The 12,595-nt window shown below is 62.4% G+C and carries 10 protein-coding genes; 4 read left to right on the top strand and 6 right to left on the bottom strand.

The window, feature by feature from the left end; translation table 11 throughout:
* Positions 1–145: 145 nt before the first annotated feature.
* Positions 146–2,005, bottom strand: a complete 1,860-nt coding sequence (mutL, locus tag AC0L15_RS25205) for a DNA mismatch repair endonuclease MutL (RefSeq protein ID WP_287249715.1) — start codon at positions 2,003–2,005, stop codon at positions 146–148.
* An 80-nt stretch (positions 2,006–2,085) separates the two neighbouring features.
* A complete protein-coding gene (locus AC0L15_RS25200) occupies positions 2,086–2,988 on the bottom strand; it encodes a LysR family transcriptional regulator (protein ID WP_287249713.1) in 903 nt (300 codons plus the stop codon).
* A gap of 104 nt (positions 2,989–3,092) precedes the next feature.
* On the opposite strand from AC0L15_RS25200, the gene AC0L15_RS25195 reads away from it, so the two are divergent.
* Positions 3,093–4,085, top strand: a complete 993-nt coding sequence (locus tag AC0L15_RS25195) for a zinc-dependent alcohol dehydrogenase family protein (RefSeq protein WP_287249711.1) — start codon at positions 3,093–3,095, stop codon at positions 4,083–4,085.
* Between the two features lie 15 nt (positions 4,086–4,100).
* Here the strand turns inward: AC0L15_RS25195 and AC0L15_RS25190 are convergent, their stop codons facing one another.
* Complete coding sequence (locus tag AC0L15_RS25190; protein WP_128247843.1) at positions 4,101–5,003, bottom strand: LysR substrate-binding domain-containing protein; 903 nt, start codon at positions 5,001–5,003, stop codon at positions 4,101–4,103.
* Positions 5,004–5,095: 92 nt separating this feature from the next.
* Between AC0L15_RS25190 and AC0L15_RS25185 the strand changes: the two genes are divergently transcribed.
* The 3 genes from AC0L15_RS25185 (at position 5,096) to AC0L15_RS25175 (ending at position 9,130) form a co-directional block, all read left to right on the top strand.
* Positions 5,096–6,646, top strand: coding sequence for a trimethylamine methyltransferase family protein (locus AC0L15_RS25185; RefSeq protein WP_287249710.1), 1,551 nt, complete (start codon positions 5,096–5,098; stop codon positions 6,644–6,646).
* 43 nt (positions 6,647–6,689) lie between these two features.
* Positions 6,690–8,339: an ABC transporter substrate-binding protein gene (locus AC0L15_RS25180; RefSeq protein ID WP_287249709.1), complete on the top strand. Its 1,650-nt coding sequence runs from the start codon at positions 6,690–6,692 to the stop codon at positions 8,337–8,339.
* 95 nt (positions 8,340–8,434) lie between these two features.
* Entirely contained in the window at positions 8,435–9,130 is a 696-nt protein-coding gene (locus tag AC0L15_RS25175) for a corrinoid protein (RefSeq protein ID WP_023802321.1), read from the top strand.
* Here AC0L15_RS25175 and AC0L15_RS25170 read toward each other — a convergent pair.
* From AC0L15_RS25170 to AC0L15_RS25160, 3 genes are read right to left on the bottom strand one after another with little or no spacing between them, the layout of a single operon-like run.
* Complete coding sequence (locus AC0L15_RS25170; protein ID WP_287250709.1) at positions 9,125–11,110, bottom strand: oxidoreductase; 1,986 nt, start codon at positions 11,108–11,110, stop codon at positions 9,125–9,127. The two genes, AC0L15_RS25175 and AC0L15_RS25170, sit on opposite strands and share 6 nt — an antisense overlap.
* Before the next feature lie 43 nt (positions 11,111–11,153).
* Positions 11,154–11,948: a pyrroline-5-carboxylate reductase family protein gene (locus tag AC0L15_RS25165; protein WP_287250707.1), complete on the bottom strand. Its 795-nt coding sequence runs from the start codon at positions 11,946–11,948 to the stop codon at positions 11,154–11,156.
* Positions 11,949–11,963: 15 nt separating this feature from the next.
* Positions 11,964–12,593 (bottom strand): TetR/AcrR family transcriptional regulator, encoded by a 630-nt coding sequence (locus AC0L15_RS25160; protein WP_287250706.1) that lies wholly within the window; start codon positions 12,591–12,593, stop codon positions 11,964–11,966.
* Positions 12,594–12,595: the final 2 nt, after the last annotated feature.

Genomic DNA, 12,595 nt, shown 5'->3' with positions numbered 1-12,595 from the left:
TCCACTTCGTGGGGCGAGGAACCCAAGTTTTCTGGGGTCGCGGCCTTGGCGATTGGTGTTTCCTCGCCCCCATTTTAATGGGGGAGAGGGCCGCGAAGCGGCCGGAGAGGGGGCTGCGCCGTCAGAACTGAAAAGCTCAGTCCCTTCACCGTCGCCCGAACAGTCTCTCAATGTCGGCGAGCCTGAGCTCGATATAGGTCGGGCGGCCGTGGTTGCAGGTGCCGGACCCGGGCGTCGCCTCCATCTGGCGCAGCAGTGCGTTCATCTCTTCCGGCTTGAGCAGGCGGCCGGAACGCACCGAGCCGTGGCAGGCCATGGTCGCGGCTATCCTGTCCAGCCGCACTTTCAGCGTGTCGACGGTGTCGTTGTCGGCGATCTCGTCGGCAAGGTCGCGCACCAGCTGCTGGACATTGGTTTCGCCGAGCATCGACGGCGTCTCGCGCACCGCGACCGCACCCGGGCCGAAGCGTTCGACGGCGAGGCCGAAGCGGGCCAGCGTTTCGGAATGCAAGGCTAGCCGCTCTGCATCCTCTTCCGGCAGATCGACGATCTCGGGCAAAAGCAGCATCTGCGACGGCACGGCGCGCGCATGCAATGCGTTCTTCAGCGCCTCGTAGACCAGCCGCTCATGCGCCGCATGCTGGTCGACGATGACGAGCGAATCCCTGGTCTGCGCGACGATGTAGTTCTCGTGTACTTGGGCGCGTGCGGCACCCAGCGCCATGCCGAGCAGCGTCTCCGCCGCTTCGTCTTGTCCGGCGCGCGCGTCGGCGCTGTGAAGCGAACCGGCAGCGAACGCCGCCTGATCGTTTTCGCCGAAGCCGCCATTTGCAGATCCTGCATCCAGCGGCCGTTGCGGCGAGCGGGCCGGATCGAAACCGGCGAAGCCGGAGGCCCGGTAGGCCGCTTCGTAGCTGCGATGGCCGTTGGCCGGTCCTGGATGCGCATAGGATGCTGCGCCTGGCCGGAATGCCGCCATCATGCCGGCCGCTCCTGATGTGGCGGCACGGATGCCGGCATTGGCCAGCGCCTCGCGAATGGCGCCGACGATCAGCCCGCGCACCAGCCCCGGATCGCGGAAGCGGACGTCGGCCTTGGCCGGGTGGACATTGACGTCGACGATGGCCGGATCGAGCGTCAGGAACAGCACCGTCACCGCATGGCGGTCGCGCGGCAGCACGTCGGCGAAGGCGCCGCGGATGGCGCCGGCAATCAGCTTGTCGCGCACCGGCCGGCCGTTGACATAGGCATATTGCTGCAGCGCGTTGGCGCGGCTGAAGGGTGGTATCGAAACGTGGCCGGCAAGATGCACACCGTCGCGCATGGCGTCGATGGCGATCGCGTTGGCCGGAAAGTCGGCGCCCATCACTTGCGCGACGCGGCGCAACCGGCCTTCCGGGCTGTCGTCGGTCGCCGGCAGTTCCAGCGTCGAGCGGTCGGAGCCGGCCAGCGTGAAGCGCACGGCCGGGAAAGCGATGGCGATACGCTTGATCACGTCGCTGGTCGCCGAGCTTTCGGCGTGCTCGCCCTTCATGAATTTGAGCCGCGCCGGCGTGGCGAAGAACAGGTCACGCACCTCGACCGTGGTGCCGCGATTGGCGGCCGCCGGCTTGACGGCGGACACGCGCCCGCCCTCGATGCCGATCTCGGCGGCGCTGTCGCCGTTGGCGGTGCGCGAGCGGATCGACAGCCGCGCCACCGACCCGATCGACGGCAGCGCTTCGCCGCGAAAGCCGAGCGAGTGGATGTCGTGAATGTCATCGGCGAGCTTCGAGGTGCAATGGCGTGCGATCGCCAGCGGCAGTTCCTTTTCCGGAATGCCTGAGCCATCGTCGGTGACGCGGATCAGGTTCAGCCCACCGCCGGCGGTGACGATCTCTATTCTCCCAGCGCCGGCATCGAGTGCGTTCTCGACCAGTTCCTTGACCACGCTTGCCGGACGCTCGATGACTTCGCCGGCGGCGATCTGGTTGATCATCGTTTCGGAAAGCTGGCGAATGGGCATGGGGGTACTATACGCGGATTCGTCGCCCAAGCGGGAGGGGCGAATTCAGGAATCCGCGCCGCTCACGGTGCTCCTGCATTTCACGTCATCAGCCTGGGCAGTGCCGCTGCCAGCGCGTCGACGGCAAGGCGGACCTTCAGCGGCAAGTGAGGTGTCTGCAGCCAGAGCGCATAGGCGTCGTAAAGAAATCCCGGCTGTTCCGGCAACAGCACGACAAGTGCGCCGGCCTGAATGCGCTCACGGACCAGCCAGTATGGCAGCCAGGCGAGCCCCATGCCGGCTGCCGCAGCATCGGCGATCGCAGCGAGGTCGTCGAGCCGCAGCCGGCTGACCGGCATGACCTCCAGCGCACGCTGGCCATCACGCGGAAACAGCCACGGTTGAACGACACGGCCCGAACGGCGGTAGATGATGGTCTGGTGGCTGCCGAGATGCTCTACCCGCCGTGGCTGCCCGTGCATCCCGAGATAGGATGGCGACGCGCAGACGACCATGCGCTGGCGCGCAACGCGCCGCGCCATCACGCCGGCCTGGTCCTCCAGATTGCCGGTCCGGATGGCAAGATCGCAGCCATCCTCTGCAAGATCGGCGATGGGATCGCTGAAAGACAGGTCGAGTTCCAGAGCGGGATATCGCTGCGCAAGCTCCAGCAGGATCGGGGCAACGCAGCGCCGGCCGAAGTGCACGGGCATGATGACGCGCAGCTTTCCGCGTGGTTCGGAAAGTTGATCGGCCGCCAGTGCATCCGCAGCTTCGGCTTCAGCGAGCACCAATCGGCAGCGCTCATAGTAGGCGCGCCCGAAGTCGGTCAGGCTCTGGCGGCGTGTGGTCCGGTTGATGAGGCGCACGCCCAGACGCTCCTCGAGAAACCGGACATGCTTGCCGACCATCGGTCCGGACAGATCGAGAGCGGCAGCAGTCGCCGCGAACGAGCCGAGATCGACGGTTTTGACGAACACGGCCATGCTCGTAAGGCGATCCATATTCAAAACTCCGAGTTTCTACTGTCTTGCCCAAGCAAGCATTTATCTGCCGGAGGGCCGATGGCATAGCGTATTCGGTTCAATTAATTTGGAGTCATGGCCGCATGGCACGCGTTGTTCGCTTTCATGAGCATGGTGGTCCCGAGGTTCTGCGCATCGAGAATCTCGATATTCCCGCGCTCGGTCGGAGCGAGATTCAGATCCGGGTCAAGGCATTGGGTCTCAACCGGGCCGAGGCGCTGCTGCGTTCGGGCACTTATATCCAGACGCCGCCGTTGCCTTCCGGTCTTGGCCTTGAGGCAGCGGGTGTCGTCGAAGCGGTCGGCGAAGCCGTGCACGGTTTTGCGCCAGGTGACGCCGTCAGCGTCGTGCCGCCATTATCGATGGCCCGCTGGCCCGCCTATGGTGAGATCGCCACATATCCCGCCCATCTCGTGGCCAAGCACCCGCCATCGCTTACCTGGGAAGAGGCGGCAGCTGTCTGGATGCAATATATCACCGCCTATGGCGCACTGATCGACATTGCCAAGCTCAGCAGAGACGACTTCGTCGTCATTACCGCGGCTTCGAGCAGTGTCGGACTTGCCGCGATCCAGATTGCCAACATCGTTGGTGCGACCGCGATCGCGGTGACGCGGACATCTGCCAAGAGAGAGGCCCTGCTCAAGTTCGGGGCGGCCCATGTCGTCGCTTCAGCGGACGAAGATCTGGAAGCCCGGCTGAAGGAAATCGCCAGCCCGGACAACATCCGAGTGGGTTTCGACGCAGTTGGCGGCCCGATTTTCGAACCTCTGACGGCGGCGATGGCACGGGGTGGCATTCTCATCGAATATGGCGGCTTGAGCCCCGAGCCGACGCCGTTCCCGCTGTTCGCTGTGCTGGCCAAGACGCTGACGCTGCGCGGCTATCTCGTTCACGAGATCACTGGCGATCCGGTGAAGTTGGAATCTGCCAAGGGGTTCATCCTCGACGGATTGATGTCGGGTTCGCTAAAGCCGGCAATCGCCAAAACCTTTCCATTCGAGCAGATCGTCGAAGCGCATCGCTTTCTCGAGTCGAACGAGCAATTCGGCAAGATCGTCGTGACGGTTGATTGAGCATTAATGGGAGCCTCACGCCTGCGCCGCCAGCCAGTCCCGCACCTTGCGAGCATTGTCGCTGAGGTCGCGGTTTCTCGACCAGATGACATGAAAGCCCTTGCCGGTCGTCATTGTGTGGCCGGTCGCACGCACCAGCAGTCCTGACGCCAGCAGGCGCTCGGCGAGGTGGCCCCAGCCGAGCGCAATGCCTTGCCCTTCCATGACCGCCTGGATCACCAGCGCATAGTCGTTGATGCGCAATCCGCGCCCGGCATCGGTGATGGCGACCCCGGCCGACTGGAACCACTCGTCCCAGCTCGCGGCTTCGCGAAACGGCTCTTCGAGATGGATGAGCCGGTGTGATGGCAGATCCTCGACGGTTTCCGGCAGCCCGAACCGTGCCACATAGCTCACGCCGGCGACGGGGAATATCTCCTCGTCGGCCAGTGGAAGTGAATGATAATCCGACCATTCCCGGGGCTCGCCACCGCGCACAGCGAGCGGGATGCCCTCGGCGATGATGTCGAGATCGCGGTCGGCGGTCTGGATGCGCAGGTCGATGCCCGGCAATTCGTCGCGGAACTGCTGCAGGCGCGGCATCATCCAGAAGGAGCCGAAGGCCGTCGACGCGGCAAGCGTCACATGGCCGCCGGTCGCCTGTAGGCGCAAATCCTCCGCCGACTTGCGGATGTGCGACAGGCCAAGCGAGACGTCGGCATGAAAGCGGTCACCGGCTTCGGTCAGGCTGACTTGTCGATGGCGACGCTGGAAGAGTTTCGCGCCGAGCTGCTCTTCAAGGCCGCGGATCGCATAGGACACGGCAGCCTGCGTCATGCCGAGCTCCCGCCCAGCGGCGGTAAAACTCGACAGCCGGCCGGCGGCTTCGAAAACGATCAGGCTGCCGGCGGACGGCAGCAGGTGGCGCAGGCTTCGCATAAGCTGAACTTATACAAGAGATCAGGATTTTCCAGCGTCACAGCTGTATTTTGTCTCGCTAAGTTGACTGGCTCTGGGAGGATAGAGTTGCCATGAACGCACCGGCCGCCGAAGTCACCGAACATGCCAACCGCCGAGGTGGCGGCCGCCTGGGCCGCAAGGCGCTGCGGGGAACTCCGATGGCGTCGTTTCCGACGCTGGTTCGCAACATACCCGCATACCAAATGGTCCCGGACGAGGCTGTCGAGCTGATCCACCAGGAGTCGCTGTCGATCCTCGAAGAGGTTGGCTGCGAGTTCCGCGACGACGAGGCCATAGCACTGTGGCAGGCCGCCGGAGCCGATGTCTCTGAGACGCGCGTCCGCATTGACCGCGCGCTCTTGATGGAGTTGGTCTCGAAAGTCCCGCCGGAGTTCACGCTCAATGCCCGCAACCCTGAGCGCTCGGTCCGCGTCGGCGGCAAGAATTCCATCTTCGTGCCGATGTACGGCGCGCCTTACGTGCGCGACCTCGACAATGTCAGGCGCTATGGCACGCTCGCCGACCTTCAGAATTTTCACAAGCTCGCTTACATGGCGCCGGCGCTGCATTCGTCGAGCTCGATCATCTGCGAGCCGATGGAAATTGCGGTGCCGAAGCGTCATCTCCACATCATTCATTCGGCGCTGAAGCACTCCGACAAGCCGTTCATGGGCATCGTGACATCAAAGGAACGCGCCGAAGACACGATGGCGATGGCGGGCATCGTGTTCGGCGAGGATTTTGTCCGGGACAACCCGGTGTTGGTCGCGATCACCAATTGCAACTCGCCGCTGGTATGGGACGCCACCATGCTGGACGCGATGAAGGTCTATGCGCGTCACAACCAGCCGTTGATCCTGGCGCCGTTCGCGCTGTGCGGCGCCTCGACTTCGGCCTCGGCGGTGGGAGCGGTGGCGCAGGTCAATGCCGAAGCGCTGGCGGGCGTTGCCTTCACGCAGCTGCTGCGTCCGGGTTCACCGCAGATCTACGGACAATTCATGGTTACGGTCGACATGAAGACCGGCGCGCCGATGGGTGGCACGCCCGAGGCCGCCCAGATGATGTATTTGATGGGAGCACTGGCGCGGAGATACCGGCTGCCATGGCGCACGTCGGGCTTCCATGTCGGGTCGAAACTCAACGACGCCCAGGCAGGCTACGAGGCGAACATGCTGATGCATGCCGCCATCCTTGCCGGCGCCAACTACATCTGGCACTCCGCCGGATGGCTCGAGGCCGGCCTGACCTGCGGCTATTCAAAATTCGCGACGGACTGCGAACAGCTTGTCGGCTGGTACAAATATGCCGGCGGCCTGCCGTTCGACGATTTCAAGGAAGCGATGGCGGCGATCCGCGAGGTCGGGCCGCAGGGCCATTTCCTCGGCACCCAGCACACGCTCGAGCATTTCCAGTCCGCCTTCTTCATGCCCAGCATCATGGACTTCAATTCCTACGAACAGTGGAAGGCTGAAGGGGCAAAGGACCACGACACGCGCGGCCGCGAGAAAGCGCGCAACATGCTCGCCGATTATGAGGAGCCGAAGCTCGATGAGGGCATCGCCGATGGTCTCAAAGATTTGATCGCGCTGCGCGAGGAGAAGCTGCCGGACAGCGTTAGTTAATCCAACGGGCGAAGACCCAAAGGCAACCATAAGGGAGGAAATAATGGCACTCTTCAGAAACAACGGTGATCGTGTCCCCAGCGTTATCGAGGCGATGGCTGAAGAAGCCCGCTCAGGCCGGATGGACCGGCGCGAGTTTCTGGCGCTGGCAAGCGCGTTCGGGGCATCGACTGCCCTTGCCTATGCTATGATCGGTCTTGCGGTGCCGGGCCGGGCTTTGGCCCAAGAGCCCAAGAAAGGCGGAACGCTGCGCGTATCGATGTCGGTGAAGGCGCAGAAGGATCCGCGTACTTACGACTGGGTGGAACTTGCGAATATTTCGCGCTGCTGGCTCGAGCCGCTTGTCCGCTACACCCGCGAATTCACTTTCGAGCCGGTCCTGCTCGAGAGCTGGGACGTCAACGACGACGCCACCGAATACGTGCTGCATCTGCGCAAGGGCGTCACCTGGAACAACGGCGATGCCTTCAACGCCGATGACGTGGTCTACAATCTGACGCGCTGGTGCGAGAAGGATGCGTCCGGCAATTCGATGGCCGCCCGCGTCGGTGCGCTGATCGACGCCAAGACCGGCAAGGCCAGGGACGGGGCGATCGCCAAGGTCGACGACAACACGGTCAAGCTGACGCTGAACGAACCTGATATCTCGCTGATCCCGAACTTCACCGACTATCCAGCGCTCGTCGTCCACCGCAAATTCGATGCCGATGGCGCCGATCCGCTCGCCAAGCCGATCGGCACCGGGCCTTTCGAGCTTGTGTCTTATTCGGTCGGCCAGAACGCGGTCGTCAAGCGTCGCGAGAATGGCAAATGGTGGGGCGGTGAAGCGCCGCTCGACAGTGTCGAATTCATCGACTACGGCACCGACTTCAACGCCTCGGTGAATGCTTTCGAATCCGAGGAAATCGACGTCAATTTCGAGACGCCCGCCGACTTCATCGACATCCTCGACCAGATGGATCTGGTGAAATCGGAGGTCGCGACAGCGACGACGCTCGTTGCCCGCACCAACATCACGCACAAGCCTTACGATGACCAGCGGGTGCGCAACGCCCTGCAGATGGCCGTCGACAACAATGCGGTGCTCGAACTTGGCTACGCCGGGCGCGGCACCCCAGGTGAAAACCACCACGTCAGCTCGATCCATCCGGAATATTTTCCGCTGCCCAAGAAGACACGCGATGCGGCCGGCGCCAAGAAGCTGATGGCCGAGGCCGGACAGGCCGATTTCGAGCATGAACTGATCACCGTCGAGGACGATTGGCAAAAGAACACCGGCGACGCGATTGCCGGCCAGCTGCGCGATGCCGGGATCAAGGTGAAGCGCACGGTTTTGCCGGGTTCGACCTTTTGGAACGACTGGACGAAATACCCCTATTCCATGACCATCTGGTACATGCGCCCACTCGGCGTACAGGTGTTGGCGCTCGGCTATCGCACCGGCGAGGCCTGGAATGAAACGGCGTATTCGAATCCTGATTTCGACGCCAAGCTCAAGCAGGCCCTCTCACTCATCGACGTGGAGAAGCGCCGCGAGGTCATGAAGGACGTCGAGCAGATCCTGCAGGATTCGGGCGTCATCATTCAGCCGTTCTGGCAGAAGCTGTACAGCCACATGAACAAGAAGGTGAAGAACTACGCGGTCCACCAGACTTTCGAGATGGATCTTCAGAACGTCTGGCTGGACGCCTGAGTTAGCTCCCAAGGCTGGCAATGACCCGCCGGCACCCGTTGCAGAAAACAGGTGCCGGCGGACCGCAAGCCATTGAATCAGTGAGTGCGTCAAACATGGCCGACGACGAGATCATCCTTTCCGAGCTTTCCGACGACGAACTCGTGCAGCAGATGCACGACGACCTTTATGACGGGCTGAAGGAAGAGATCGAGGAAGGCACCAACATCCTTCTCGAGCGCGGCTGGGCGCCTTACAAGGTGCTGACCGAGGCACTGGTCGAGGGCATGCGCATCGTCGGCGAGGATTTTCGCGACGGCATCCTGTTCGTGCCGGAAGTGCTGTTGTCGGCCAACGCAATGAAGGCGGGCATGTTCATCCTGCGTCCGCTGCTTGTCGCCACCGGCGCGCCGAAGCAGGGCAAGATGGTGATCGGCACCGTCAAGGGCGACATCCACGACATCGGCAAGAACCTTGTCGGCATGATGATGGAGGGCGCCGGCTTCGACGTCATCGATCTCGGCATCAACAATGCGGTGGAAAAATATCTCGACGCCATCGAACAGCACCAGCCTGACATCATCGGCATGTCGGCGCTGCTGACGACGACCATGCCCTACATGAAGGTCGTCATCGACACGATGAAGGAAAAGGGCATCCGCGACGACTACGTCGTGCTGGTCGGCGGCGCGCCGCTCAACGAGGAATTCGGCAAGGCCGTCGGCGCCGACGCCTATTGCCGCGACGCGGCCGTGGCAGTCGAGACAGCCAAGGACTTCATGAAGCGCAAGCACAACGTCCGCGTGTCATAGCCGCAAGGCGACCTTCCGTCCTTCGTGGAAGGCGTAGGGCGCCTGGCGCGGAGCGACGGCGTCGCCGACCTCCATGAAAGGCTGGGACGTGCTTTCCAACTCTTTCGCCAGCCAATTCGCCGCCACATTGGTGGTTGCAAGTACAAGGCAATCGCCCGGCACGAAGCTTTCTTCACGCGTGTTGTGGTCAACGATGGTCACGCCGTCCCCGTGCCATTCCAGCACGCTGACATCCAACAGCCATGTGACGCCAAGCTGGCGCAATGTCCGTCGCAGCGGGAAATCGGCAGCCGTCCGCTGCAGTTCCTTGCCGACCAACGGATCGGGCGTGAGAATGGTCACTTGATGGCCATCCTCGGCAAGTTTCCAGGCCGTGCCACAACCGCGCCAGCCTCCGCCCTCGTCGAGCAAAAGCACGCGCTTACCTGGTCGTGCATGGCGGGCCATAACGGACTCGATCGAGAAAACATTGCCCTTTTCTATGCCTGGCAGGCTCGGCATTGCCGGCAGAGCCTTCTGAAATCCGGTTTCGGGAGACACCGATCCCGTGGCCAGGATGACGGTATCAGCTTGGAAAGAGGCGATTTCCGAAGCCTCGACGTAGGTGTTGAGTCGAACGTCGACGTTCAGCTTGTCAAGCTGGCGTTCATACCACCCGAGAAGGTCGAGGATTTGCCCGCGGCGCGGCTGCAGCCCGGCGAGCAGAAAGTTTCCGCCCAGCCTACTGGAGGCTTCAGCCAGCACCACGTCGTGACCCCGCTCGGCGGCAACCCGAGCCGTCTCGAGGCCGGCGGGACCGCCGCCGACGACAAGCACCCGTTTCTTGATGGCAGCGGACGTGAACCGGTCACCACCCCATTCAAACTCGCGCCCCGCAGAGGGATTGATAAGGCAGCCGATCCAGTAGTCGCGCGAACGACGGCCCCAGCACATCTGGTTGCAGGATATGCATCCGCGCACATCCTCGGGCCGGTCTGCCGCGGCCTTGCGTGCCAGATGCGGATCGGCGATCTGCCCCCGGACGATCGACACCAGGTCTGCAGCTTTCTCGCCGAGCACGGTTTCGGCGTTTTCAGGCGTCCTGATGTGGCTTTCGGCGACCACGAGGGCCTTCTTGACCGCGGCCTTGAGGGTCGTCGCGAGATCGGTGCCAAGCTTCTCCGGATAGAGAAACGTCGGCATTATCTTGTAGAAATCGAGGTAGCTGCCGGTGCCGCAGGTCACGTAATCGATCAGCCCCTGCTCATCGTGCAGCCGAATGATCTCCGCCAGTTCCTGGCGACTGAGCGCGACTGTGTAGTCGGGTTCGTCGCTGACCGAGAGTCCAATGATGAAATCGAGGCCGCATGTTTCGCGGATGCGGGTTAGGATTTCGCGCGAGATCCGCGTGCGGTTGTCGAGCGACCCTCCCCATTGGTCCTCGCGTCGGTTTGTCCAGGGCGTCCAGAACTGATCGACCAGTCCGAGATAAGCAGCCCAGACTTCGACGCCGTCGAAACCGGCTTCCTGGCAGCGGCGCGCCGCCTGAACGAAGCTGTCGATGGTTTTCCAAATCTCACCCTCGGACATGGCGTGGGAACCGTCGCTGTCATGATAGCTCGGCAGGCCCGAGGGCGACCAATGCGCGTGAAATGAGTTGTCCGAATCCCCGTGCGCACCGACGTGATAGAGCTGCTGGATGGCGATCGCCCCGTGGTCCTTGATCGCGCGCGTGACCTGTTGGAAATAAGGAATGACGCTATCGTCGCCAGGTCGAAAATTGCCGCGTGTCAGGACGGCGGCCTGATGGACGGGCATCGGTTCGACAACAATCATGCCGGCCCCACCGAGCGCTCGCTCGGCATAGTAGGCAACGTGTCGTTCGGTCGGCACGCCATTTTCGGCCATGTTGGCGGTGTGAGCCCCGAACACGATCCGATTTCGCAGGGTGCGACTGCCCAGCTTTGCTGGCGAGAACAGATGCGGAAAGAGTTTTGACATAGTTCTTACCAGCGGTCGGAGGGAGGCCCGGCTCGTTCGGCAGTCAGGTGGCTTGTCCCATAGTCACGGATTTCTGGAGCGCCGCGGCAAGGCCGTCTGCCACGGCAGATTCAAACCCGGCTGCGCGCATGGCCTCGATCGCTGCCGCGGTGGTGCCGCGGTAGTCGAGGAAGGTCTGGACGATCTCTTGGGGATTGTCTGGACGAGCCTCGAGGAGTTTTCCGGTTCCAACAAGCACCGCGCTGACGCTCCGCCGGGCAATATCTGGATCCATTCCTCGGCTGAGGGCGTCGTCCATCATCGCCGCCGCCAAAAGCGCCGGAAACGCTGGACCGGATCCGGTCAGGCCCGTCAAATAGTCGATATCTGCTTCTGTTTTGACTTCATCGGCAGCGCCACAGGCCTCCAGAATCCGGCGAACGACATTGCGGTCATCGGCGGTGACGCCCTGAGAGCTTATCCAGGGAGTATAGGAATTCGGCACCTCTGCCGCTGCATTCGGAAGCGTGCGGACGACGCGGTCGGTTTTAAGACGTCCCGCCAGTTGGTCGAGAGTGATCCCGGCCATAACCGACATGGCGAGCTTGCCGGACGCAGTAATGTCGATGGCAGGCCAATCGTGGGGCCGGACCGAGACGATGATGACATCAGATCGATCCACCAGTTCCTGGTTGTCCCTGGTCCATGTAGCGTTTAGCAGAAAGTCGGGTTGCCCAGTTCTATGAGAGAGCGTGAGGTGCTCTGCGGCGACTGTTTGCGCATCAATAATGGCCTCGGCGATAGCGCGTCCAAGCCAGCCACCTCCGCCGATTATTCCGATGCTCAAGGGTTCACCCATTGTCGAAACGCTTCCTCAGCCCGCCGAATGGCCATGTCTGGCGAAGAACCGGTCGAGTTCGCGCTTCCGCGGGGCCTTACCTGTAAAAATCTCCACGTACCCGGGAATGCGCTTCATGCGGTCCGCGAGATCTTCGCTGGTCTGCATTGAGATGTAGCCGATCTGCACGAGGTAAATGGTGCGTGCTCGAACATCGGCTGAGCCTTCGTCGTAACCAAAGCGGACAAACATCTGGCTCACCGCATCGAGACGCGTCTGGTCGGCTTTCTGCACCTCCGCCAGAATGTCAGGGGATTGAAGCGCCCAGCTTCTGACTGCGAACTCGAACTGGGAATCGAACAAGGATTTGTCGAGCCAGCAGTCGAAAACGTTCAGCATCGCTTCGGCGACCGTCTCGGCATATGCCTCAGCCTGCTTGACGAGGTTGCCGGTGTTCTTGTCCCGCCAACGGGTCACGAGGGCAGCCAACAATTCTTCTCTATCCTTGAAGAACCAATAGAAGCTGGTGCGCGACAGGCTCAATTTCTTGGCCAGTGGCGATATTCTCACCGTGTCGACGCCGGATTCAAGAAGCAGGTCGTAGGCGGCTTCAAGCCACCCCTCCGGCGATCCGCGCCATCCGCTATCGTTCGAAATTTGCTCCATGA

The organism is Mesorhizobium sp. WSM4846 (assembly GCF_055811415.1).
Note: the sequence above shows the minus strand (reverse complement) of the source record. Positions and strands in the feature narration are given on the sequence as shown.

What these genes read in the sequence shown, in the direction of transcription:
- mutL (WP_287249715.1), bottom strand. Translation starts at nt 2,005, where the DNA reads ATGCCCATTCGCCAGCTTTCCGAAACGATGATCAACCAGATCGCCGCC.
- AC0L15_RS25200 (WP_287249713.1), bottom strand. Translation starts at nt 2,988, where the DNA reads ATGGATCGCCTTACGAGCATGGCCGTGTTCGTCAAAACCGTCGATCTC.
- AC0L15_RS25195 (WP_287249711.1), top strand. Translation starts at nt 3,093, where the DNA reads ATGGCACGCGTTGTTCGCTTTCATGAGCATGGTGGTCCCGAGGTTCTG.
- AC0L15_RS25190 (WP_128247843.1), bottom strand. Translation starts at nt 5,003, where the DNA reads ATGCGAAGCCTGCGCCACCTGCTGCCGTCCGCCGGCAGCCTGATCGTT.
- AC0L15_RS25185 (WP_287249710.1), top strand. Translation starts at nt 5,096, where the DNA reads ATGAACGCACCGGCCGCCGAAGTCACCGAACATGCCAACCGCCGAGGT.
- AC0L15_RS25180 (WP_287249709.1), top strand. Translation starts at nt 6,690, where the DNA reads ATGGCACTCTTCAGAAACAACGGTGATCGTGTCCCCAGCGTTATCGAG.
- AC0L15_RS25175 (WP_023802321.1), top strand. Translation starts at nt 8,435, where the DNA reads ATGGCCGACGACGAGATCATCCTTTCCGAGCTTTCCGACGACGAACTC.
- AC0L15_RS25170 (WP_287250709.1), bottom strand. Translation starts at nt 11,110, where the DNA reads ATGTCAAAACTCTTTCCGCATCTGTTCTCGCCAGCAAAGCTGGGCAGT.
- AC0L15_RS25165 (WP_287250707.1), bottom strand. Translation starts at nt 11,948, where the DNA reads ATGGGTGAACCCTTGAGCATCGGAATAATCGGCGGAGGTGGCTGGCTT.
- AC0L15_RS25160 (WP_287250706.1), bottom strand. Translation starts at nt 12,593, where the DNA reads ATGGAGCAAATTTCGAACGATAGCGGATGGCGCGGATCGCCGGAGGGG.